The sequence below is a fragment of the Liquorilactobacillus hordei DSM 19519 genome, assembly GCF_019443985.1.
GTDB lineage: Bacteria > Bacillota > Bacilli > Lactobacillales > Lactobacillaceae > Liquorilactobacillus > Liquorilactobacillus hordei.
In genome coordinates this window covers 872,104-896,180 of the sequence record NZ_CP049303.1, presented here as the reverse complement: position 1 = coordinate 896,180, position 24,077 = coordinate 872,104, and the positions used below count along the sequence as shown (strand labels likewise).

Annotated in this window: 27 protein-coding genes, 1 other RNA gene and 1 other annotated feature; of the genes, 7 read left to right on the top strand and 21 right to left on the bottom strand. The window is 35.5% G+C overall.

Going from position 1 to position 24,077, the window contains the following annotated elements; translation table 11 throughout:
- Window positions 1–13 precede the first annotated feature (13 nt).
- The 3 genes from ffs to G6O70_RS05510 all read right to left on the bottom strand — a co-directional run bounded on the left by ffs (window position 14) and on the right by G6O70_RS05510 (window position 1,257).
- An RNA gene (gene ffs / locus G6O70_RS05520) (signal recognition particle sRNA small type) lies at window positions 14–100 on the bottom strand.
- 41 nt (window positions 101–141) lie between these two features.
- Window positions 142–633 carry a tRNA adenosine(34) deaminase TadA gene (gene tadA / locus G6O70_RS05515; protein WP_219934306.1) on the bottom strand — a complete coding sequence of 164 codons (492 nt, stop codon included), beginning with the start codon at window positions 631–633 and terminating at the stop codon, window positions 142–144.
- Window positions 634–648: 15 nt separating this feature from the next.
- Entirely contained in the window at window positions 649–1,257 is a 609-nt protein-coding gene (locus tag G6O70_RS05510; protein ID WP_057869699.1) for a class I SAM-dependent methyltransferase, read from the bottom strand.
- 195 nt (window positions 1,258–1,452) lie between these two features.
- On the opposite strand from G6O70_RS05510, the gene nrdH reads away from it, so the two are divergent.
- The 4 genes from nrdH to nrdF are packed head-to-tail and all read left to right on the top strand — an operon-like array spanning window position 1,453 to window position 5,192.
- Window positions 1,453–1,683 carry a glutaredoxin-like protein NrdH gene (gene nrdH, locus G6O70_RS05505; RefSeq protein WP_057869698.1) on the top strand — a complete coding sequence of 77 codons (231 nt, stop codon included), beginning with the start codon at window positions 1,453–1,455 and terminating at the stop codon, window positions 1,681–1,683.
- Complete coding sequence (gene nrdI / locus G6O70_RS05500; protein ID WP_057869697.1) at window positions 1,680–2,060, top strand: class Ib ribonucleoside-diphosphate reductase assembly flavoprotein NrdI; 381 nt, start codon at window positions 1,680–1,682, stop codon at window positions 2,058–2,060. The genes nrdH and nrdI overlap by 4 nt, the downstream gene beginning before the upstream one ends.
- On the top strand, window positions 2,032–4,209 hold the full coding sequence (gene nrdE / locus G6O70_RS05495) for a class 1b ribonucleoside-diphosphate reductase subunit alpha (protein WP_373566415.1): 2,178 nt from the start codon (window positions 2,032–2,034) through the stop codon (window positions 4,207–4,209). The genes nrdI and nrdE overlap by 29 nt, the downstream gene beginning before the upstream one ends.
- Window positions 4,210–4,232: 23 nt before the next feature.
- Window positions 4,233–5,192, top strand: coding sequence for a class 1b ribonucleoside-diphosphate reductase subunit beta (nrdF, locus tag G6O70_RS05490; RefSeq protein WP_057869696.1), 960 nt, complete (start codon window positions 4,233–4,235; stop codon window positions 5,190–5,192).
- 131 nt (window positions 5,193–5,323) lie between these two features.
- Here nrdF and mprF read toward each other — a convergent pair whose 3' ends face one another.
- The 17 genes from mprF to G6O70_RS05405 all read right to left on the bottom strand — a co-directional run bounded on the left by mprF (window position 5,324) and on the right by G6O70_RS05405 (window position 20,538).
- Complete coding sequence (gene mprF, locus G6O70_RS05485) at window positions 5,324–7,909, bottom strand: bifunctional lysylphosphatidylglycerol flippase/synthetase MprF (RefSeq protein WP_057869695.1); 2,586 nt, start codon at window positions 7,907–7,909, stop codon at window positions 5,324–5,326.
- A gap of 149 nt (window positions 7,910–8,058) precedes the next feature.
- Window positions 8,059–8,427, bottom strand: a complete 369-nt coding sequence (rplL, locus tag G6O70_RS05480; protein ID WP_057869694.1) for a 50S ribosomal protein L7/L12 — start codon at window positions 8,425–8,427, stop codon at window positions 8,059–8,061.
- 46 nt (window positions 8,428–8,473) lie between these two features.
- A complete protein-coding gene (gene rplJ, locus G6O70_RS05475) occupies window positions 8,474–8,977 on the bottom strand; it encodes a 50S ribosomal protein L10 (RefSeq protein WP_057869693.1) in 504 nt (167 codons plus the stop codon).
- Between the two features lie 28 nt (window positions 8,978–9,005).
- Window positions 9,006–9,143 (bottom strand) — a sequence feature (ribosomal protein L10 leader region).
- Window positions 9,144–9,202: 59 nt separating this feature from the next.
- Window positions 9,203–9,892 carry a 50S ribosomal protein L1 gene (gene rplA, locus G6O70_RS05470; RefSeq protein WP_057869692.1) on the bottom strand — a complete coding sequence of 230 codons (690 nt, stop codon included), beginning with the start codon at window positions 9,890–9,892 and terminating at the stop codon, window positions 9,203–9,205.
- A 101-nt stretch (window positions 9,893–9,993) separates the two neighbouring features.
- Window positions 9,994–10,419: a 50S ribosomal protein L11 gene (gene rplK, locus G6O70_RS05465; protein WP_057829578.1), complete on the bottom strand. Its 426-nt coding sequence runs from the start codon at window positions 10,417–10,419 to the stop codon at window positions 9,994–9,996.
- Between the two features lie 114 nt (window positions 10,420–10,533).
- Window positions 10,534–11,268, bottom strand: a complete 735-nt coding sequence (locus tag G6O70_RS05460; RefSeq protein WP_057869691.1) for an alpha/beta hydrolase — start codon at window positions 11,266–11,268, stop codon at window positions 10,534–10,536.
- A 22-nt stretch (window positions 11,269–11,290) separates the two neighbouring features.
- A complete protein-coding gene (nusG, locus tag G6O70_RS05455) occupies window positions 11,291–11,842 on the bottom strand; it encodes a transcription termination/antitermination protein NusG (protein WP_057869690.1) in 552 nt (183 codons plus the stop codon).
- A gap of 130 nt (window positions 11,843–11,972) precedes the next feature.
- Window positions 11,973–12,140 carry a preprotein translocase subunit SecE gene (gene secE, locus G6O70_RS05450; RefSeq protein ID WP_057869689.1) on the bottom strand — a complete coding sequence of 56 codons (168 nt, stop codon included), beginning with the start codon at window positions 12,138–12,140 and terminating at the stop codon, window positions 11,973–11,975.
- A 12-nt stretch (window positions 12,141–12,152) separates the two neighbouring features.
- A complete protein-coding gene (rpmG, locus tag G6O70_RS05445; protein WP_057829582.1) occupies window positions 12,153–12,302 on the bottom strand; it encodes a 50S ribosomal protein L33 in 150 nt (49 codons plus the stop codon).
- A gap of 54 nt (window positions 12,303–12,356) precedes the next feature.
- Window positions 12,357–12,893, bottom strand: coding sequence for an NYN domain-containing protein (locus tag G6O70_RS05440; RefSeq protein ID WP_057869688.1), 537 nt, complete (start codon window positions 12,891–12,893; stop codon window positions 12,357–12,359).
- Between the two features lies 1 nt (window position 12,894).
- Window positions 12,895–13,644, bottom strand: a complete 750-nt coding sequence (rlmB, locus tag G6O70_RS05435; RefSeq protein WP_057869687.1) for a 23S rRNA (guanosine(2251)-2'-O)-methyltransferase RlmB — start codon at window positions 13,642–13,644, stop codon at window positions 12,895–12,897.
- A gap of 1 nt (window position 13,645) precedes the next feature.
- Window positions 13,646–14,050 carry a Mini-ribonuclease 3 gene (locus G6O70_RS05430; RefSeq protein ID WP_057869686.1) on the bottom strand — a complete coding sequence of 135 codons (405 nt, stop codon included), beginning with the start codon at window positions 14,048–14,050 and terminating at the stop codon, window positions 13,646–13,648.
- Window positions 14,043–15,464 carry a cysteine--tRNA ligase gene (gene cysS / locus G6O70_RS05425; RefSeq protein WP_057869685.1) on the bottom strand — a complete coding sequence of 474 codons (1,422 nt, stop codon included), beginning with the start codon at window positions 15,462–15,464 and terminating at the stop codon, window positions 14,043–14,045. The genes G6O70_RS05430 and cysS overlap by 8 nt, the downstream gene beginning before the upstream one ends.
- A 317-nt stretch (window positions 15,465–15,781) precedes the next feature.
- Window positions 15,782–17,266, bottom strand: coding sequence for a glutamate--tRNA ligase (gene gltX / locus G6O70_RS05420; protein WP_057869684.1), 1,485 nt, complete (start codon window positions 17,264–17,266; stop codon window positions 15,782–15,784).
- 129 nt (window positions 17,267–17,395) lie between these two features.
- The gene (locus tag G6O70_RS05415; protein WP_057869683.1) at window positions 17,396–18,526 is read right to left on the bottom strand and encodes a PIN/TRAM domain-containing protein; all 1,131 of its coding nucleotides are present in this window, start codon (window positions 18,524–18,526) and stop codon (window positions 17,396–17,398) included.
- 21 nt (window positions 18,527–18,547) lie between these two features.
- Window positions 18,548–19,918, bottom strand: a complete 1,371-nt coding sequence (gene radA / locus G6O70_RS05410; RefSeq protein ID WP_057869682.1) for a DNA repair protein RadA — start codon at window positions 19,916–19,918, stop codon at window positions 18,548–18,550.
- Window positions 19,919–20,001: 83 nt separating this feature from the next.
- On the bottom strand, window positions 20,002–20,538 hold the full coding sequence (locus G6O70_RS05405) for a dCTP deaminase/dUTPase family protein (RefSeq protein WP_057869681.1): 537 nt from the start codon (window positions 20,536–20,538) through the stop codon (window positions 20,002–20,004).
- 103 nt (window positions 20,539–20,641) lie between these two features.
- Here G6O70_RS05405 and G6O70_RS05400 point away from each other — a divergent pair, with 103 nt between their 5' ends.
- The 3 genes from G6O70_RS05400 (at window position 20,642) to G6O70_RS05390 (ending at window position 23,040) form a co-directional block, all read left to right on the top strand.
- Window positions 20,642–20,932 carry a GNAT family N-acetyltransferase gene (locus tag G6O70_RS05400; protein WP_057869680.1) on the top strand — a complete coding sequence of 97 codons (291 nt, stop codon included), beginning with the start codon at window positions 20,642–20,644 and terminating at the stop codon, window positions 20,930–20,932.
- Between the two features lie 16 nt (window positions 20,933–20,948).
- Window positions 20,949–21,632: a ribose-5-phosphate isomerase RpiA gene (gene rpiA, locus G6O70_RS05395; protein WP_057869679.1), complete on the top strand. Its 684-nt coding sequence runs from the start codon at window positions 20,949–20,951 to the stop codon at window positions 21,630–21,632.
- Window positions 21,633–21,705: 73 nt separating this feature from the next.
- Window positions 21,706–23,040, top strand: a complete 1,335-nt coding sequence (locus G6O70_RS05390; protein WP_057869678.1) for a C1 family peptidase — start codon at window positions 21,706–21,708, stop codon at window positions 23,038–23,040.
- Between the two features lie 227 nt (window positions 23,041–23,267).
- On the opposite strand, the gene G6O70_RS05385 is transcribed toward G6O70_RS05390, so the two are convergent.
- Entirely contained in the window at window positions 23,268–23,945 is a 678-nt protein-coding gene (locus G6O70_RS05385) for a 2,3-bisphosphoglycerate-dependent phosphoglycerate mutase (RefSeq protein ID WP_057869677.1), read from the bottom strand.
- Window positions 23,946–24,077 lie beyond the last annotated feature (132 nt).

Genomic DNA, 24,077 nt, shown 5'->3' with positions numbered 1-24,077 from the left:
AGATAAATGTCATATTAACTTGAGACACATGCCGAACCGAGCTTAGTGCTGCTTCCTTCCGGACCTGACACGGTTCACAAGGACAACATTGTCCCAAGGCCTTGCGGCATATTCTATGATACATGAATTACTGAAAAAATGCTAGTCTTTTCGTTTTGATTTCTTCTTTTTTAATCTGATATCCCTAAAAAAAGACTTGAGCATCTGTGCGCATTCATTTTCTAAGCATCCTTTTTCAACAATCACCTGATGGTTAAACCTATGATCGTCCAACAAATTCATTAACGAACCAACCGTTCCTGCCTTGGGGTCCATTGCTCCATAATAAACCCGTTCAATTCTTGAATTAAGAATTGCCCCACTGCACATCGGACACGGTTCCAACGTTACAAATAGCTGAGCTTCAGGCAAACGCCAACTTTTACAAAAAGCATTTGCTTCTTGAATTGCTAATATTTCAGCATGCATCGTTGCATCTTGCGCATGTTCTCTAAGATTGTGTCCTCGTCCCACAATCTTATCGCCCATCACAATCACACAGCCAATTGGAACTTCACCAACTGTGGCTGCTTTCTTTGCTTCATAGATGGCCTCTTTCATAAAGAATTCTTTTTGAAGATCACTTAAAATCAAAATCTACCTCCAACTTTAAACACCTTTGATACTTTCTAAAATAAAATAACCCTTGTCTCTTGCAATTACCTCACAATTGTTAAATGCCTCTTCCATTGTTTTCTTCGCAGACGGCGCCCCTTGTTTTTTTTGGATTACTATAACTAGTCTGCCACCCACACTAAGATGATTAATTGCTTCAGCCAAAATTTGTGTAACAATCTTCTTTCCTGCACGAATTGGGGGATTAGAGACAATCAAATTATAGTCTGTCCGCTCAATCTTACTATACACACTAGATTCCCAAATATTAACATTTTCAATTTCATTTAATTCTGCATTCTTTTTTGCTAGTGAAAGAGCCAATTCATTAACATCTACCATATCAACAATTAACTTTGAGTTTTTCTTCGCTATTCCTAAACCAATTGGTCCATATCCACAGCCAAGATCCAAAACCCTGCCTTCTTGCATCGACTCAATTTTTACATTATCAAGTAACGCCCTTGAACCGTAATCAACAGTTGTCTTTGAGAAAACACCATTGTCTGTCACAAAATTAATTTTGTTCCCTAAGATATCAAAATCCCATTTCTTTTCTTCATGAACAACTTCTGGGTTTTTTGAGTAATAATAATTTTCCATTTGTTCCTGCCTTTTCAATAATTATCAATTTTTTATATCCTAACCTTATTAAGCTTAAGGCTTTAGCATTCCATAGAATCACTATATATCGTATATTAATAAAAGAAACAAACACAATATATAGTATTTGTTTCTTGATTATTCTGATAAATGATGTATACTAATCATACAACAAATTAATGCGAGGTGCTAGTTATGAGTTTATCAATCTATACAAAAAATAATTGCATTCAATGCAAAATGACAAAAAAGTTTTTAAGTGAGCACAATATTTCATTTGAGGAGCACAATATAAATACTGAGCCACAATATATTGATTACCTTAAGGAAAAGGGATTCCGTTCTGTTCCTGTTATTGAAGACAACAATGATCCAATTATCAATGGTTTTCGCCCTGATCTTTTAAGAAATTTGGCTGTACAATGAAAATTGTTTTTTTTAGCGTTACCGGACAAACACGTAGATTCGTAAGTAAACTAAATCTTTCGAATGTTGAAATCACACCAACAAATCCTTTCTTTGCGGTAAATGAACCTTACATACTTGTGGTTCCTACCTATGAAAAAGAAATAACAGAGTTCGTGGAAGATTTCCTAAATTATAGCGTTAATCGGCAAAATCTGCTTGGAGTTGCAGGCACAGGAAATCGAAATTTTGCCGAGCTTTTTATTTTTACCGCAAAAGATATCGCCCATGATTATCAAGTACCTTTAGTATATTCATTTGAATTCAGCGGTACTCCTAAGGATGTCGAAAATTTTAAGAAAGTGGTGAATGAAATTGACATTAAAACAACTAGATAGCACTAATGTGACTTATTATGATTTAAATAATGAAATTAATATTCCAGTAAACGGTCAAATCCCTCTAAATAAAGACAAAGAAGCACTCGCTGCTTTCTTGAAAGAAAATATTGAACCAAACTCAATGAAGTTTTCCTCATTGGAAGAACGCTTTAACTACTTAATAGAAAACGATTACTTAGAAAAAGAATTCATTGAAAAATATAATTTTCAATTTATCAAGCAATTATATTCTTTTCTCGTAGAACAAAACTTTACTTTCAAAACATTTATGGCTGCATATAAGTTTTATGCACAATATGCACTTAAAACAAATGACAATGAATTATATCTTGAAAGCTTCATTGATCGCGTTGCAGCAAATGCATTATTCTTCGCTGACGGTGATGAACAGCTGGCTTTGACGCTTGCCGATGAAATTGTTCATCAACGCTACCAACCAGCTACTCCTTCTTTTTTAAATGCGGGACGTAAGCGACGTGGTGAGCTCGTTTCTTGTTTCCTAATTCAAGTTACAGATGATATGAATTCTATCGGCCGTGGGATAAATTCTGCTTTGCAGTTATCACGCATCGGTGGTGGTGTTGGTATTACCCTTAGTAATTTGCGTGGTGCTGGTGCCCCTATCAAAAATATTCAAGGTGCTGCTTCCGGGGTTGTACCCGTTATGAAGTTACTTGAAGATAGTTTTTCTTACTCGAATCAATTAGGACAACGTCAAGGTGCTGGAGTTGTCTACTTAAATATCTTCCATCCAGATGTTGTTGCCTTTTTGTCTGCAAAGAAAGAAAATGCTGATGAGAAAATTCGTGTTAAGACTCTTTCTTTGGGATTAGTAGTGCCTGATAAGTTTTATGAATTGGCACGTAACAATGAAGAAATGTATCTTTTCGATCCTTGGGGTGTAGAACGTGAATATGGTAAACCCTTCTCATACATTGATATTACGAAAGAATATGATAATCTGGTTGCCAATCCCAACATTCCTAAGAAAAAGGTCTTAGCACGTGATCTTGAGACAGAAATCAGTAAGTTGCAGCAAGAATCTGGGTATCCTTATATTATTAATATTGATACTGCTAATCATAACAATCCAATTAATGGCAAAATCATTATGAGTAACCTTTGCACCGAGATTCTTCAAGTTCAAAAACCTTCAATCGTCAATAATACCCAGAACTTTGATAAACTTGGAACAGATATTAGCTGTAATTTAGGTTCAACTAATATTGTTAATCTGATGGCATCACCTGACTTTGGAAACTCTGTCGATGCAATGGTCCGTGCACTAACTTATGTTACTGATCATTCAGAAATTGATGTGGTTCCTTCAATCCAAAATGGTAACAAAATGTCACACACCATTGGGTTGGGTGCAATGGGATTACATGCTTTTTTTGCTAAAAATCATATTTTTTATGGTTCTGAAGAATCAATTGATTTTACAAATATTTACTTTATGCTATTAAACTACTGGACTTTGCAATCTTCAAATAAGATTGCAAAAGAACGAGGCGTTGTATTCAACGATTTCGAGAAGAGTTCTTATGCTGATGGCTCGTATTTCAATAAGTATTTAGAACAAGATTTCCAACCAAAAACCACTAAAGTTCAGGCAATCTTTAAAGATATCTTCGTTCCTTCAAAACAAGATTGGGAAGCGCTCAAAAATGCTGTCATCAAAGATGGACTTTACCATCAGAATAGACTTGCAGTTGCTCCTAATGGTTCAATCTCATACATTAATGACACTACGGCTAGCTTGCATCCAATCATTAATCGAATTGAAGAACGTCAAGAACGCAAAATTGGTAAGATTTATTATCCAGCTCCATATCTTTCAAATGATACGATTCCATATTACCAATCTGCATATGGCACGGATATGCGTAAAGTTATTGATGTGTACGCTGCTGCTCAGCAGCATATTGATCAAGGTATGAGTATGACATTGTTTATGCGCTCAACAATTCCTGAAGGTATGTATGAATGGAAAAATGGAAAAACAAATAAAATGACCACGCGTGATTTGACAATTTTACGTAACTACGCACACGCAAAGGGAATTAAATCTGTTTATTATGTTCGAACATTTACGGATGATCAAAATGAAGTTGGTGCAAATGAATGTGAAAGTTGTGTTATCTAATAGCTAAGGAGCCTAAATAAATAATGAAAGATTTCTATCGAGCAATTAATTGGAATAAACTTGAAGATCAAATTGACAAAGCCACTTGGGAAAAATTAACAGAACAGTTCTGGTTGGACACAAGAATCCCGCTGTCAAATGACTTACCTGATTGGCGTAAATTTGATGATACAAATAGAGAAGTCGTAGCGCATGTTTTTGGAGGCTTAACATTATTAGATACTGTTCAGTCACAAGATGGTATGGACTCTCTTATGAAAGACATCCGTACTCAGCATGAACGAGCTGTTTTAAATAATATTCAATTTATGGAATCTGTCCATGCAAAAAGCTATTCTTCTATCTTTTCTACTTTGAATACACCTAGAGAAATTGAAGACATATTCGACTGGACTCACACTAATAAGTATCTGCAATACAAAGCTAATAAGATTGCGAACATTTATCAAACAGGTACACCATTGGAAAAGAAGGTTGCATCAGTTTTCCTTGAGACATTTCTTTTTTATTCTGGATTCTATACCCCTCTTTATTGGCTTGGTCATAATAAACTAGCTAATGTTGGTGAGATTATTAAGTTGATTTTACGCGATGAATCTGTTCACGGAACATACATTGGCTATAAATTCCAACTTGGTTTCAATGAACTGGATGAAGAGCAACAAAGTAAATTATTATCTTGGGTCTACGAATTGCTATATGATTTGTATGATAATGAAGAAAAATATACTCATGAATTATATGACGCTGTTGGCTGGACAGAAAAAGTTCTAGCCTTTCTAAGATACAATGCAAACAAGGCATTAATGAATCTAGGGTTTGATGCACTCTTCCCTGATACAGTTGACGATGTTGATCCTGTAGTCATGAATGGAATTTCGACTTCGACTTCCAACCATGATTTCTTTTCTCAGGTTGGGAATGGCTATCTTTTAGGGGATGTCGAACCAATGTCTGATGAAGATTACAATATTGGATTATAACCAGCTCAAATTTTATTATATATAAAATAGCTCTATCAAAGAGAAGAAAACAATCTTCTTTCTGATAGAGCTATTTTAGTACCTTTTTTAGCAGTTATACAAGAATTGAGCCATAACTACTTCTGCAGTATTTATTTATTAAAAAAAGTTGCTCGCGCAAAAAGGCTCTTTCTTCCTTTTGGAGGTTGATTTACCACACTTGCCACTTCTGCCATTGTAACCATAACCGAACTTCTGCGCCTATAAGCAGTATATTTTGGATACCAATCAGTAACATATTTTTCTTTATATGCACGTAATCCTTGAAATCCATATATTCGATATCCATATTCATAAATCAGATGAGCTGCCCTTTCTTCAATGAAACTATAGGAAGATCTTCCAACATTGGATAAGGGTGCCATCCCTAAATTAAAATACTCATATTGCTCTTCACGTCCATATTCAAAGAGACTTATAAAGATCTTATCCATTATTCCAGAAGGTGCATTTTTCTTATGACGCATTAAATCAATTGATAGCACTCTTTTACCACCAGTAGGCATCATTGATGCAAATGCTACAGCATTCCCCTCAGAATCACGTATTACGGCAATAGGTGCCTGATTAAGATAATACTCATCAAAAAATCCTAGAGAAAAACCTTTTTCAACCTGACCATCTAACCATTCATCTGATATTTCTTTAAATTCTGCTAATTTTTTCTTTGAAAAAGGTGGCATCTCAAAAGAAAAAGAATAATTCTCTCTCTCAAATTTATTCATCAATGCTCGTTGGGCACGTTGTTTTTTCCCAGCCAATGTAAAAGATGATAACTCAACAAAACCTTCTTCACCCGTTTTTAAGAAGTCAAAACCTAGATCATGCAGTAATAATGTTAGTTCATTACCTATTTCATAAAAGACAAGCTGATAACCTTGTACATCAGCATCAGTCATTAACTTTGTGACGGCCTCTCTCAGATATTCGCGATTACCAACTGGTTCGCCCATTACTATAATCTTATCAGCCTTTTTTTTATACATGAAAAACAACTGATTCTCTTCGTTTTTTTGAAAGAAATAAAATTGTTTGTCTTTTAAGTATGCTAAATGGCTTGTTTCATTCCCACCATATTTTTCAACAACTTCTTTTATTTTTGCCTCTGGAAATGTTACATTTGAAAACAGCGATTTATTAGCTGTGAAGTACCTAAAAATGATAATTAATATAATTGCAGCAATGACCATTCCGAGAAAGCCTGAAAACCAAATCCTCTCTGATGGAAAAAGTAATGCAATTGGCACTTCATGTCGCATAAGATGCTGTGGTGAATTCATAATTCCCACTGTGGCATACAAACCAAAAACAACGATAAATATTATAACATCTGCTGTTATCCTGTTAAACGAATAAGTTAAATTCTCACGATATAATTCTTTTCGTGAAATAGCAACTACTAATGTAACAAAAATTAAAAAGATGGCTGTAGCAAGTGAAAAACTTCGCCATAAAGTATTTATAATTCCAATTAATAGTACACAAATAGTTGGCCAATATGCCTTCTTTATTTTTGCTTCAATACCTCTAGCAACCCCTATTAGCAAGAAGGCAAAAATAACACTTGATAATTGATTCAAAAAGAAAAAGGTATATGGATATAATTTAACGAATACAGAATTACCAAAAGCAAAATTTGGAACCGTTGACTCAAGTAATATTAATCCCCCAGATACATACAAGAACAATGTCAAGAGACTATGAGCCACCTTTTGAATAATTGACTTTGGTATTCCATCCAAAAATTGATTAAGCCGTTTTCCAGCATCTCTAACAAAGAGAAATATTCCAACAAAAAAAGGCAATATATAATAGAACATTCTGAAGAATAGTAGCCATGCTACACCCTCGCCATTAACAACTCCTAAGTTAAGCAAACCAATCAGCATGAATACATCAAACGAACCCAAACCACCAGGAACTAGTGAAATTACTCCAATAATCGATGCAATGAAATATAACACCATAACTTCGCCAAGATTAACCTGTACCCCCATTAGGGTACCAATCAATAGAAACATTCCCGCGGCTGAACCCCACTCAAAGACTGAACCTAATATTAATATTAGTTCCTTTTTCCATGAAAGATCCTTGAAAAAATCCGAATCCGTCATTCTTGTAAAAATAATAAGACCGGGAAAATATAAAGCTCCACCGATTAACCAGATACTATACTGATCAAAGCGATGATCATACCCAAAACCAAAAATCATAATTAACGAAACTATACAAAACAATGACAACCCAGATAGTAAAAACAAAGCAATTTTTGATAAAGCAAATACTACCTGTTTTTTTGAAGCGTTTTTTCCATAAAAATTTGCTCGCAATGTAGCGCCTAAAAAACCACCAAAACCAGCGATATTTGTGAATGTATTTGTGATCCAACCATTTCGCAAAATTTCACGTAATGAATATTGTCCTGGAAGAAATGACACAATTACAAAATCATATACAAGCATCGGTAAAACAGCAACGAACCCTGCTATTATCATTAAAACAATATTACCAAAGGATTGCGAGCTTAAATTAATTTTAACTTGCTCCCATGAAATTCCCTTAAAGATTCTCCCAACTTCAAAGGCAACAAACCATAATACTGAAAAAACAAACAATCCTTTAATTAAAGACCATCGTTTTTCGAGAAAAAAAATAATCTTCGAAATCCCATTTTTCATTTTCCCAACTCCTAATTCAATAACCTCTAATTATTATTACACATTTACACGCGATTTACCCCTTTAACATCATAAATTTAATAAATTTAATAAATTTAATAAAAAAAGATCCACCCATGTACTGAGTGAATCTTCTCTAGCAGTTGTAATTACTTAAGAGTAACTACGCCACCAACAGCTTCAAGTTTAGTCTTAATTTCTTCTGCTTCGTCCTTAGAAACGCCTTCTTTAACGATTGAAGGAACACCATCAACCACACCTTTAGCGTCTTTCAAACCAAGACCTGTAATTTCACGAACAACCTTGATTGCTTTAATCTTTTGGTCGCCAGATTCTGTTAATTCAACATCGAATGAATCTTTTTCTGCAGCAGCTTCACCAGCACCTGCACCTGCAGCAGCAACTGGAGCTGCTGCTGAAACACCAAATTCTTCTTCGATAGCTTTAACTAAGTCGTTTAATTCAAGAATGCTAGCTTCTTTTAAATCAGCAATGATTTTTTCTGTATCTAATGCCATTGTTAATATCCTCCATTAAATTAATTTATTTTTTTAAAATTGACAATTAAGCTGCGTCGCCGTCTTTGCTTTCGGCAACTGCTTTAACAGCGTATGCAACATTGCGCACAGGTGCTTGCAATACTGAAAGTAACATTGAAAGTAATCCTTCGCGACTTGGTAATGTAGCAAGTGCGTTGATTTCTTCTAAAGATGCAACCTTACCTTCAATCATGCCACCTTTGATTTTCAATGCATCGATATCCTTAGCAAATTTTGCAAGAATACGAGCAGGTGCAACAACATCTTCTTTAGAAAATGCGATAGCTGTAGGACCAGCAAAAACATCATCTAAACCTTCATAACCAGCCTTATCAGCTGCACGTTTAAGATATGTGTTCTTAATGACACGCATCTCAACGCCTGCTTCACGTAATTCCTTACGTAATTCAGTTACTTGTTCAACTGTAACACCACGATAATCGACAACCACACACGAAACAGCGTCATTAAATTTTTCAACAATCTCTGCAACAGCAGCAGCCTTCTTAGTGATAATTTCCTTACTCAATTGATTCACCTCCTAGTCATTGTGTCAGGGTTCAAAATAAAAAACCCTATGTCCACCAAGACATAGAGAAAATTTTAAAGTAAAATATAGCTTCACTTAAATTCCTCGGCAGGCAATGTATTAAGGCTTTCGCCACCTGAGTCTTAGGTAGAATCATTATAAAAAATTGACCTTAATCAGTTTATCGCATAAACTGACTAAAGTCAACCTTAACTTACAAATTAATTATAAACTTGCAATATCAACAGTTACGCTTGGTCCAAATGTTGAAGCAAATGAAACATGTTTGATATACTGTCCTCTAACAGAAGCAGGACGTGCCTTTGCAATTACTTCTTGAATTGTACTGAAGTTACCAACAAGTGCATCTTCAGTAAATGAAGCCTTACCAATAGGAACATGAACATTTCCAGCTTTATCTGTACGATAAGTTACCTTACCAGCTTTAGATTCTGAAACTGCTTTAGTAACGTCCATTGTAACAGTTCCTGTTTTAGGGTTAGGCATTAAGCCTTTAGGTCCTAAGACACGACCAAGACGACCTACTTGTGCCATCATATCAGGTGTTGCGATTGCGATGTCAAAATCCAACCATCCATCAGAAATACGTTGAACCAAGTCATCATCACCGACAACATCTGCACCAGCAGCCTTTGCTTCCTTAGCCTTATCGCCTTTAGCAAAAACGATAACTGTTTGATCTTTACCAGTACCATTTGGTAAAACAACTGCACCACGTAATTGTTGGTCAGCTTGTTTTGTATCAAGATTCAAGTTATAAGCTACTTCAACTGTTGCATCAAAGTTTGCAAAATCAATCTTCTTTACCAAAGCGATTGCTTCTGCAGCACTATAAACCTTATTATCTTCAACTTGCTTTAAAGCTTCAATATATTTTTTACTCTTTTTAGCCATTTGTGTTTTCCTCCTTGCAAATGTGGTGTAACGGATATACCTCCCACTTGGCACATCTACTTTCATAAAGTGCCCGACTGAGAAGCATGGCCGTAGAAAAATTAGTCTTCTACAACAAAGCCCATGCTTCGTGCAGTACCTTCAATCATGCGCATTGCAGCTTCAACGTCTGCAGCGTTTAGATCTTGCATTTTTGTTTCAGCGATTTCTTTCACTTGTGCTTTTGTAACTGTAGCAACTTTTTTAGTGTTAGGCTCGCCAGAACCATGTTCAACACCGGCAGCCTTCTTTAACAAAATTGCTGCTGGTGGTGTCTTAGTAACAAATTCGAATGAACGATCTTCGAATACTGAGATTACAACAGGGATAAGCATACCAGCTTGATCAGCTGTACGTGCATTAAATTCCTTTGTAAATCCCATGATATTGATACCAGCTTGACCTAAAGCAGGTCCAACTGGTGGAGCTGGAGTTGCTTTTCCAGCAGGAATTTGCAGTTTAACAACATTAATTACTTTTTTAGCCACGGTACATACCTCCTTAAAGTCCGTGTGTGGTACGGATGGCCAGCTTAATTTGGCCTCCCACTTGTATGCAAAACATACCACTACATATTATCATGTTACCTAATTCAATTCAAGTTAATTTAATAAAAAATCGATAACTTCCCTAAAAACAGTATCGTTTTCATGTAATTTACGATGGGTTGCTTTCCGACTTCTTATTATTTTTTCACGATAATGTCCAACATCCGCAAGTATATATTTCAGAGACCTCGCAGAAGAAATCGACACCTTTCCATCAGAAAAACCGAAATCACTATTACCGATGATATTAAATACCTCAATATCATCATCCAGATTCTTGCTACCTTTTTTTAGCAGTTTATACCTTTTCGTTTGTTTCAAAGGTATTCCTTGCGCAGATAATTGAATATTTTCAACTTCTGTAGAGTCAATACCAGGTTCAATGTCTGCAAAGGGTGCCCCAAGCATTACCATTTTCTTTATCTTTGGTAAATTCACAGTTTCCACATTCGTCAACAAGTATAGAATGCTAACTGCTCCCATAGAATGGGCAACAATATTAATTTGATCTATCCCATAAACTACTTTCAATTTGCTAAAAATTTTTGCTAGCCAGGCTCCTTGTTGCTCTACGCTTAGTTTTCCATCTTTGAAAATTATTTGTATTCCAGAATTCTGCAGAATTTTATTTGTATGGAATTTAATGATTCCCTTACGTGAGACAGTAATAATAACTCGATTCGAAACAAATTGTCTTTTCTTTAACTTATACAGCATACTAAAAAAAGACCAAAACCCACCCGCATAGCCGTGAATAAAAACAAGTGGTTCTCTAAGTTTCTTTCCCATCGTATCACTTTCTTTAACTAGTCTAAATTAATTTGTCAACTTGGTCATAATTTAATTCAGTTGCTGTTTCTCGACCGAACATATCAATATTTACACGCAACTTCATCTTTTCCTTATCAACTTCAGTTATTTTTCCAACTAAGCCTTTGAATGCGCCCTCAATGATTGTAACTGATTCACCGACTTCAACATCGAAGTCTTGGTGTCTTGAACTCATTCCTAACCTGCGCAGTATTAACTCTACTTCATCTGAAAGTAATGGTGCTGGTTTGCTCCCCGCACCATGAGATCCAACAAAGCCCGTCACACCGGGGGTATTACGTGCGACATACCATGAGCGATCTGTCATTACCATTTCAACTAGGACATATCCTGGAAATGTTTTTTTAGTCTCAATCTTATCTTTACCTGACTTGGTAGTCTCCGTTTCCTCTTCTTCTGGAACTACAACTCTAAAAATGTAGTCTTCCATTCCCATTGATTGTGCACGTGATTCTAAGTTGGTTCTTACTTTATTCTCATATCCTGAGTATGTGTGCAATACATACCAGTTTTTTTCAAATGATTCTGGCATCAGATTATCCTCCTAAATTAATTAAAACACAAAATAAAAAAACCTCGAACATTCGAAGTTTCCTCTACAAAAGGTAGTATATCATAAAAAATTATAAAATACCTACTATTCGCAGCTCTTTTAAAAATTATTATGCAATAAGACCTACTGCCCACTGTACAAGAAAATCAACAATGGCAAAAAAGACCGCAAACATTACGGCAGTTGATATAACTGTTGCCGTATCACTAACAGCCTCTTTCTTAGTTGGCCATGTAGTGTCCTTCATAGTTTTAAAAACACTTTTAATAAATTTCACTGAAAATCCTCCCTACCGTGTTTCTCGATGCAAAGTATGTTTATTACAATATTTACAAAATTTCTTAACTTCTAGTCGTTCCTGCCTAGTTGGATTGGCGGCAATAATATAATTACGTGAACCACATACCGAACAAGCCAAAGCAATTTTCTTTTGTGCCATAATGTTTCTCCTATCAATTATCAGACTAACTCTACCATGATAGTCCTTTTTCTGTCAATTATCGTTTTTATCTTTAGACATACTATCACGTAAATCGGCTAAACGCGTTAATTGGTCTTCATTCCAAGGAACTCTCCTAACTGCAGCCTCATCTTGGTATCGTTTTGCTTGTTTTTTAACATCTTTTTTAGCTCTACAGATATCTTGATATAATTCCCAAGCGGGTATGCGCAAAGCACCTTGAGAAAAGATTGTCCATTGCTCAGCTTGATCACTTGTTGCAACTGTCACCTGTGTTAATCTATCCTGCAACTCTTTTGCCAGTGATTCAATGTATGAATCAGCAGTCTGCTCTTCTGCAGTCCAGATAATTTCCAATCCATATTTCTGATAACTTTTACTCAAACCAGGAACATACATTGCATCAAAAACAACAATTATATGGTAGTTTCTTTGCTTTTTATAATTAGACAAGGTATGCAGCAAGGTATCCCGTGCTTCTTCCAAGTGTCCTGATAATTTCAATTTATTTAATTGCGGCCAATTACCAATCATATTATAAGCATCAACGATTAGAATATTTTTCTTCATTTTAATTACCCCGTGAAGAAAACCCTTGATATATTAACAAGCTTGCGGCTACACTCGCATTTAGACTTTGAACGTGTCCAACCATTGGGATTGTTAACATTTCATCACACTCTTTCTTCAAGAGAGGCGATATTCCTTTACCTTCATTACCTATAACCAATGCAATTGCACCAGTTGCATTCCATTTGCGAAAATCAGTGCCATTCATATCCGTTCCAAAAATCCAAACATTCTTCTTTTTAAGTTCCTTAACAAGTTGTACCAAATTAGTAACGCGTGCAACGGGGACATGTTCAATTGCTCCTGTCGATGTCTTTGCTACCGTTGATGTTAGTTGTACAGCACGTCTTTTAGGAATAATGATTCCATGGACCCCAGCAGCATCAGCCGTTCGCATGATTGACCCTAAATTATGAGGGTCCTCGATTCCATCTAAAATTAAGAAAAAGGGATCTTCCTTCTTGTTAGCAGCGGCTGCGAATAAATCATCAATTTCGGCATACTTATATGCAGCAACAGCAACAATTACCCCCTGATGGTTTTGACCATCGGCTAACAAGTCTAATTTACTTTTGGGAACCTTGGAGACAATTATTTTCTTTTTCTGGGCTGTTGTAATAACATCACGGATAGCATCAGATTTCAGTCCATCTTGTATAAAAACCTTATTGATGTCCTGATTACTTTTGAGTGTTTCAATTGCCGGATGCCGGCCAATAACAAACTCAGTATCTTTATTTGTATTGTCCAAATTATTTTTTCTCCTTTTCAATCATTTCAATACACCACTGAGCCAACTTGGCAACTCTTTCTTCTTGATTACTTAGAAATAAGTAACCAAATAATGCTTCAAAACCTGTCGATACACGATAAGTAATTACTGCCGTGTTCTTTGCTGAGGTATGGCTCTTAGCATTTCTTCCACGCTTAAAATATTCTAATTCCGTTTCGTCTAAAATATTTTGTTCCAACATTTTTTCAATTAAAAAAGATTGTGCCTTTGCCGAAACATAGTGAGTGGCAGTCTTATGAAGGTGGTTGGGTTTCGTCAGTCCCTTAGCAAGTAAATGTTTACGGATATATACTTCATAAATTGCATCTCCCATATATGCTAGTGCAATCCCATTTACCTGTTCGAAATTATTTTTCTCATTCATCTTTTTTCCACCTTGTTCCCTGTGCTGTATCTTCTAATATAATACCTTTTTCCTTTAACAAGTCCCTAATTGTATCACTTTTTTCAAAATCGTGATTCTTTCGTGCTTCGTTACGTTGCGCAATTAGCGTTTCAATTTCTTTTTCATTAACATCTGCTTCTTTATGTGCATCTAAAAAGACACCAAAGATATTCAGTTCCTCAACTAATGTCGCCATAAATTCCTGCAAAGTGCTTTTTAGCACATAATCTTCAGAGCTATAAATATTTAACTTCTTGGCTAAATCGTAGACAACCGTAATTGCATTTTGAACGTTAAAGTCATCATCCATTGCTGCCTTGAAGTCAATTTTTTGTTGCACTAAATATTTTTTACTTTCATCACCAATTTGTGCTTCTACTGCATCTTTTAGGCGGTAAGCAGCATTATCATATGCACCTTGTAATTTTTTTAAGTTTGCAGCCGCCTCTTTCAAATTAGTCTGACTATATTTGATTGGACGACGATATTGAGTCGTTGCCATAAAGAATCTTAAAACCTGCGGATTAATTTCTTTAACAATATCATGAACAGTGATGAAATTTCCCAATGATTTACTCATTTTTTCTTCTTCTTCACCGATTGTAACAAAACCATTATGTAGCCAGTAATTAGCAAATTTTTTACCTGTTTTGGCCTCGCTTTGCGCAATCTCATTTTCATGATGTGGGAATTCTAAATCTTGTCCGCCAGCATGTATATCAATTGTATCACCTAAAAATTTTGTTGCCATAACTGAACACTCAATATGCCATCCTGGTCGCCCAGCTCCCCAAGGTGATTCCCAAAAAATTTCACCTTTTTTTGCAGATTTCCAAAGTGCAAAATCTAAAGGATCTTCCTTCTTTTGAACTTCATCACCATTAAGTCGCTCACTTGCACCTTGCTCAAGTTCATTAATAGATTGCCCAGAAAGTTGCCCATATTTCGTAAATTTACGAGCTCGATAATACACATCCCCCTGAGACTCATATGCATATCCATTATCAATTAATACTTGAACAAATTTAATAATGTCATCCATTGTATCCATAACTCGTGGATTCAAAGTTGCTCTTTTAATATTGAGTGCATCTGTATCTTCATAAAAAGCCTTAATATATTTATCAGAAACTTCACGTGGAGTGATTTTAAGTTCTTTGCTAGCAGCAATAATTTTGTCATCAACATCCGTGAAATTTGAAACATAATTAACCCGAAATCCACTATATTCAAAATAACGACGAATTGTATCGAAAGCAATTGCACTTCGCGCATTTCCAATATGGATATAGTTGTATACAGTTGGACCACATACATACATCGTAATGTTCCCCGCACTAAGAGGGGTGAAAACTTCTTTTTTATTTGTAAGTGTGTTATAAAGTTGAATCATCCACAGCTTCTCCTTTTTTTATACTTAATTATATACGATTATGCACCAAAGTGATATAAACTCCGCAAAACTCTTGTAGTTCACCCCAAATTAAGTCTGAAAACAGTGCTTTAAACCTTGGCTGCTCTCGTAAATTATGAATAACGCATCGGCTTTGCTTATTAGTAATTTAAAATTAGTCAAAGAACAATTGCACATGATTATATGTGTTAAGAAAAGAGCTGGGTCAAAGTTTATTTGACCCAGCCCCAACACTAATTTACAAATGAACATGCTCTCTAATTAGCTTTCTTCAAACCATACCTACCAAAGCCAGATTATATCTCAGCTAAAGTTTTTTCAAGATGCTTCAATGCTTTTTCTTTACCTAGCAATTCGATTGAAGCTGCAAGCTCCGGACCATGTGTTTCACGCGTAGTTCCAATTCTGATAGGCATGTAGAGTTTTCGACCTCTAATTCCAGTTTCTTTTTGAATTGAATAAATCGTATTTTGAATCTCAGTAGCATCAAAAATTGGTAATTCAGCCACTTTCTTTGCAAATTCGTTTAGTACTGTTTTTGCACTTTCATCACTAAGTTCCTTTAATGCATCTTCATCTAACTTTGGTGGTTCATCAAAGAAAATTTCTGATAATTTTACAATTTCACCTGTATAAGACATTTGTTGTTTAAACAAGCTAATTAATTTACGAGCCCATTCAATTGTTTTAGGATCTGGATTTTTCTCAATCTTCCCTGCATTAATCAACTGTCTTAATGCAGAATCAACCACGCCATCTTCCTTAGCATTCTTAACGTATTGATTATTAATCCATTCCAATTTCTTGCCATCAAACGAAGCTGGAGAGCGACTCAATCGTTTAGGATCAAACATACCAATAAGTTCTTTACGATTGAAAATTTCTTTTTCTCCCACTGGAGACCAGCCTAACAATGTGATAAAGTTGAACATTGCATCTGGTAAGTATCCTAACGCACGGTACTGTTCAATGAATTGAAGTACGCTTTCGTCACGCTTACTCAACTTCTTACCAGTCTCAGTATTAATGATCAGTGTCATATGTCCAAATATTGGTGGTTCCCAGCCAAATGCTTCATATACAACCAATTGCTTTGGTGTATTGGCAATATGGTCATCACCACGCAAAACATGTGTGATTTCCATCAAGTGGTCATCCACAACAACAGCAAAGTTATATGTAGGTACACCATCACGTTTTTGAATAACAAAGTCTCCGCCAATTGTATTCGAATCAAAACTAATTTGGCCTTTAACCATATCGTTGAATTTATAGGTTTTATCTTCTGGAACCCTAATTCTTACAACTGGCTTTAATCCAGCTGCTCGCGCCTCTGCTTGTTTTTTAGCGATTTCTTCATCAGACATCCCAGCATACTCATAAATATAACGTGGTGCTTCACCATTTGCCTTTTGTTCTTCACGTTGTGCATTTAACTCGTCTTCAGTCATATAAGATTCATATGCAAGATCCTTATCTAATAATTGCTTAATCAAAGGTAAATAAATTGCTTGTCTTTCGGATTGTCTATATGGTCCAAAGTTTCCTGGCTTATCAGGTCCTTCATCCCAGTCAATTCCCAGCCAGGTTAAATTCTCTAACTGACTTCTCTCACCATCTGCAATGTTTCTCTTGGAATCAGTATCTTCAATTCTGATAACCATAGTCCCATTATTATGTCTTGCAAATAAATAATTAAATAATGCTGTTCGTGCATTACCTATATGCAAATGCCCTGTTGGACTCGGAGCATAACGCACACGAATCTTCTTATCTACCAATTATAGCGCCTCTTTCTTTTTCTGAATTGATTAATTAGACCAGATATTCATAGTCAAAACAATCGATACATTCACAATTTTACAATGAATATGCAGAAAAATAAACCAACCAAATAAAAATTACTTATTTTAATTTTTTTCTTTGATTCCTCTAGTTGAATGTACGGGTTTTGCAAAGATCATTCTCCCCGCATCTGTCTGTAATGCACTTGTCACAACTACCTCAATTGATGTGTTCAAGTAATACCGCCCATCTTCAACGACAATCATTGTTCCATCATCCAGATATGCAACACCTTGTTGTCTTTCTGTACCATTTTTAATGACTCTTACCGTCATCTTTTCTCCAGGTACTACTCTAGGTTTTAAAGCTTTTGCCAATGCATTAACATTTAGAACCTCAACATTTTGAAATTCGCTAACCTTATTCAAATTATAATCATTTGTGACAACTACTGCATCCAAGAGTTTCGCTAATTTAATTAGTTTACTGTCGACTTCTTGAATATCATCGAAATCACCTTCATACATTTCTACGGGAACTTTTTTTTCATCACGTAATTTATTAAGAATATCTAATCCACGTCTGCCTCGAACTCTTTTAATACTATCTGCAGAATCAGCAATGTATTGTAATTCATATAATACAAAATTAGGTACAATTAAAGTTCCTTCAATAAACCCCGTATTTACTAAATCATAAATTCGACCATCAATTAAGATATTTGTATCCAAAAGTTTTAAGCGATGAAAATTGTCACCGGTTTTTCTCTCCAAAACGCTCGCGGTATCATCCTCAGCGTTCTCCACCTTTTTTTCTGCACGCAATCTTCTGCTCATAAGTTTTTTAAAGAAATCTAAATGGTTCTTTCCTACGAAATATCCCAAATAGCCAAAGATAACCATTAAAACGATTGGAATTACAGTATTCAATAAAAATACCTGTGAACGCGAAACCAGTGTTGATATCAATGCAGCAATCATTAATCCCACTACAACCGAAAGGCTAGTAGAAATTATTACATACGGATTTTGTTGCGCCAAATTATTCTCTAATCTCTTTATTAGACGTTCCAATGGTTCGGTCACAAATAGTGATACAATATGCATTACTGCCAGTCCAATTAAAATATTTACAGCAAAGTTATTGGCCCAGATATTATTTGAGAGACCCAGCAATAACCAAACTGGTGGCATGAAGGTATACCCTGCACCAATTCCGAGTACAGCGAGTACAATTTTTATCATTATTTTTCTCATTTTTTTCTCCTTCCTAATTTATTAATTAAAAGTTACTTTCAATGCTTCACTTAAAGTTGAAACACCTACAACATTTATATCTCTTGGAGGAGTCCATCCAGCCAAATTATTCTTAGGTAAAATTACTCTTTTAAATCCAAGTTTAGCTGCCTCAGCTACTCTTTGCTCAATTCTGTTAACCCTTCTGATTTCACCAGTTAGCCCAAGTTCTCCAATAAAGCAGTCAGTCGCTTGTGATTGTGCATCACGATAGCTCGAAACAATACTGACTGCAATTGCCAGATCAATGGCAGGCTCATCTAACTTCACTCCACCAGCAGCCTTCAAATATGCATCTTGGTTCTGCAAAAGAAGGCCGGCGCGTTTCTCAAGAACAGCCATAATCAATGAAATTCGGTTATGATCTAATCCAGTTGTCGTTCGCTTAGCATTTCCAAATGCAGTGGGTGTAACAAGTGCTTGAATTTCAACCAAAATAGGTCTCGTTCCTTCCAAAGAGACTACAATTGCAGATCCAGTCGCACCATTAAGCCGTTCCTCCAAGAAAATCTCAGAGGGGTTTGCAACTTCATACAGTCCCCCTTCTTTCATTTCAAAAATTCCAATTTCATTTGTTGAACCAAATCTGTTTTTTACAGCTCTAAGGATTCGATAGGCATGATGCAAATCACCTTCAAAATATAAAACCGTATCAACCATATGCTCTAATATTTTAGGGCCAGCAATTGCTCCACCTTTTGTCACATGTCCAACTATAAAAATTGTGATGCCATTAGTCTTGGCAATCTGCATTAATTCAGCTGTAACTTCCCTGATTTGAGCAACGCTTCCCACTGCAGAAGACATTTCAGGTTCTTGCATAGTTTGAACTGAATCAATAACCACAAAATCAGGCTTTAACTTGTCAATGTACTGATGAATACTTGTCATATCAGTTTCTGGATACAAATAAAATTGTTGTCCCTTTACGCCCAAGCGCTGGGCCCGCAATTTAATCTGCATTGCACTTTCTTCACCAGATACATACAAAACAGTCAATTCTTGTTTGGCCAGCTGACCCGAAAGTTGAAGTAGCAGTGTTGACTTTCCGATTCCTGGATCACCACCTATTAAAATGAGGGACCCAGGAACAATTCCACCACCTAAAACGCGATCAAGTTCAACTGACGCAGTTGTTGTTCGCGGATTATCTTGGACATCTACTTCATCAATCAATTGGGGTTTGGGGCTACTGCCACTAAAGCTAACTCTCGTTTTTTTATTAGTTTTATTTGGTTTTTCAACCTCTTCAACCAAAGTATTCCATGCGCCACAATTGGGGCAGCGTCCTAAATATCGTGGTGAAGAATACCCACAATCTTGACACACATACTGTGTTTTAATCTTGACCAATTGTCAGCCTTCTTTCGCTTACTCAGTTCATCATATCATGTTTATAATTTTTTAAGAGTCTTTCTCTCATTCTTTATAGTTTTTTACCTACCTGATGATCCAAAGCCACCAGTTCGCTTCTTTAATGGCTCTTCTTCAACGTCAATCGTTAAAAAAGGCATAAATATTCCTTGACCAATTCGTTCGTTCTTCTTAATCACCACATCCTTGATGCCAAAATTCAGAAGTTGCAAAAAAATCTCACCGTCATTATCAGCATTGCCATAATAATCAGCATCAATGATTCCCACACCATTTGGTAAAATTAAATTTCGCTTTAACGGATTACTAGAGCGATTTGCGAGCATTAAAAACTCCTCAGTTCCCATATATGCCTTAATTCCTGTTGGAACTAAAAAAGGCTTAAGTACTTTACTAGCTTTTTCATAGTCAATATCTGTAATTTCTTGATTTTTTCTGATACTCCATAGAATTTTTAAAAAATTAAGTTTCCATATTGATGGCAGTACAAATTCTTGTGCTGCATAAAAATCGTACCCTGCCGCATTTTTTGTAGCACGCGTTGGTAATTTAATTTCCTCTTTATTAAAACGTTTTACTACCTTGAATCCTCTTTTCAAAATATCACTCTTTCCATAATTTATTCTACTATTCTAACATCAATTAATAAACAGATACAGTGCCTTCTTATATGCTATAATTAAACAAAAAGGAGTGGTTAATATGATTACTAAATTCACAGAAAATTCCTTTGATTATTATCGTTCAGAAACTGATGAAAAACCTGTAGCACATATTGGTTTTTCATTACTTGACAACTCCCAGACATACCTAGTCGAACATACTTGGGTCGATGAAAGTGCTCGTGGCACAGGACTAGCTGGCAAAATTACTAAGGATTTTCTTGCAAGACTTGATAAAAGTTCAAAAAAAGTTATTCCAATCTGCCCTTATACTAAAAAGTTTTTTGAAAATCATTTTGAATATCAATATCTATTGAAAGATGAAAATTAATAATGAGGTGAACATAGTGAATCAAGATGAATTAAAGGCACTCGTTGGAAAAAAAGCAGTTGATTGGGTCTTTGATAATATGACGGTCGGTTTAGGAACTGGTTCAACAGTTAAATATATGGTAGAGGCGCTCGCCGAAAAAATAAAAAAAGAAAAGTTATCTATTACGGGTGTCGTCACTTCCGAAGAAACAGCCAAACAGGCAACTTCTTTAGGAATCCCTTTGAAATCAGTTGATGAAGTTGACCATATTGATCTTACGATTGATGGAGCAGATGAAATTAGTAGCGACTTTCAGGGAATCAAGGGTGGTGGTGCTGCACTTTTATTCGAAAAAATAGTAGCATCTAACTCAAAAAAGAATATCTGGATTGTCGATCAGAGTAAGTTAGTGGATAACTTGGGTAAATTTCCTCTTCCAGTTGAAGTAATTCCCTATGGTAGTGAAAAAGTTTTTGCAAAATTTGACTCCAAAGGACTTCATCCAACTTTCAGACTAGCTGCTGATGGTACAAAACTGCGTACGGATTCCAATAATTATATAATTGATTTGCATTTAGAACAAATTATGAATCCATTAAAGCTTGCTGAATATTTAAAAGCACAAGTTGGTGTAGTTGAACATGGTCTCTTTCTAAACACTGTCAATACCGTTATCGTCGGTTATCCTAGTGGTCCAAAAGTTCTTGAAGCTCGCTAATTAATAGTAAGGTTTACGCATTACTTCTTTTATCATATAATGTTCTTATATCTTTTTAAGGAGAGTGACAATAGTGAGCAAAGCTATCGAGCATCAACAATTATCAAATTTCAAAAAATCTCTTGAAAGTCATCCAGAGCATAAAGTACTTGAACGTGCTGTTACCAAAAACGGAATTTATACAACCTCAGCCGATTACCGCTCTGAAGTTAATATGACACCTGTTTTTTCAATTGATTTGGATACAGGAGATGTTGCTAATCAGAAGCAATCTGGCCGTTGTTGGATGTTTGCAGCACTAAATACAATGCGCCATGATATGAAGAATAAGTTTAATGTACCTAAGGACTTTGAACTTTCACAAAATTATACCTTTTTCTGGGATAAACTTGAAAAGGCTAATTACTTCTATGAGAATGTAATCGCAACTGCTGACTTACCAACATCAGATCGCAAGGTTGCTTTTTTGATGACAACCCCTCAACAAGATGGTGGTCAATGGGATATGATTGTAGCTATCATTGAAAAATATGGTATAGTTCCTCAATCAGCCATGCCTGAAACATTTAATTCTTCTGCTTCGCGCGAATTTAATAGCACATTCAACTTAAAATTACGCAAAGATGCTGTCACCTTACGTAAATTAGTTGCAGAAAAGGTACCAGTAAAAGAAATTGAAGATACTAAAGAAAAGATGCTCGACGATGCTTATCGCATGCTTGCTTATAGTTTTGGTGAGCCACCTGCTCATTTTGACTTTGAATATCGTGACTCAGATAAGAACTACCATATCGACCGTAACATTACTCCTATTGACTTCTTTAATAAGTATGTTGGTTGGAACTTAGACGATTATGTTTCAATCATTAACGGACCAACAACTGATAAACCTTACAACCACATGTACACTGTTGAAATGCTTGGTAATGTTGTCGACGGACGTCAGGTTCGTCACTTGAATGTTGATATGGAAACTTTCCGTAATGTTGCTGTAAAACAACTTCAAAGCGGTGAAAGTGTATGGTTTGGTTGTGATGTGGGTCAATCTTCTGACCGTCAAAAAGGAATCATGGACACTGAACTATATCATAAGGATGAATTGTTTGATATTGATTTGAGTATTTCTAAGGCTGAAAGATTAGACTATGGTGAAAGTCTTATGACTCATGCCATGGTTTTAACTGGTGTTGACCTTGTTGATGATAAACCAACCAAATGGAAGGTTGAAAATTCATGGGGCAAAAAAGTCGGTACAAATGGATTTTTTGTTATGAGTAATGACTGGATGGATGAATATTGCTACCAGATTGTAGTCAATAAGAAATTTCTTTCCAAAGAATTACAAGAAGTTCTCAATGAAGAACCAAAAGTCCTTGCCCCTTGGGATCCAATGGGTGCTTTAGCATAAATCATTAATTTCTATCTAAAAGTTATGACTTAGGTTAACTAAAAACTTAACTTGCAACATGATTAACTGAAACAGAATATTGTAAACAATGAGGAGCTGAATCAGAAATTTGATTCAGCTCCTCTATTTATATTCAAAAGTACTCTTAGGAATACATACTAATTTCACATTAACTCTTTGATTGCATCTCAATTTTCCTTAATCAGCTTATAGGTACCTCAAAAAAATTATCGTAGTTCTCTTTTAGAAATAACTTTTAATCTGTTGTCCAGTTCATAAACAATTGGAATTGCATTTTCCACTTCAACTCCATCTATTTCTGAATCACTGATTTCTTCAATATACTTGATTAATGCCCTTAATGTGCTGCCATGAGCCACAATAATTTGATTTTTTTGGTGAATTAACTTAGGAGCAATGTTGTCCACCCAATATGGAATAATTCTGTCAGAAGCATTCTTTAAACTTTCAGCTAACGGTAAAATCGACTTTGGATATGCGTAATATCGTCTATCCTCCTCATCAGGTTTGTCCATTCTTGGAGGAACAGTAGTAAAACTTCTCCGCCACAATGCAACTTCTTTTTTTCCATAAACTTCCCTTGTCCATTGCTTATTTAATCCTCTTAAAGCACCATAATGTCTTTCATTTAGTCGCCAAGTTTTTTCAATTTGAATGTTACTTTGATTAATACAATCAAGTACAATATTTGCGGTCTTAATTGCACGTGTAAGAATAGATGTGTGCAATTCACTAAAGATAATTCTCTCCTCATTTAGAAGGTTACCCGCCTTTATTGCCTGTTGCTCTCCTTCCAAGGTCAATGGTGAATCAGACCATCCAGTATATTCATTTGCCAAATTTGCAGTACTTTGTCCGTGCCTTAGTAAAACTAATTTAACCATGTTTTTCTCTCCTCTGACAGCCTTGCATAATGTCTTTATCATATCAGACTTTTTTAATATAGAATAGTTTATTTGTAGGAAGACTAATTAGTTGGTACTATTCAAAATTCAAACCAAAGAATGAGTTGTATA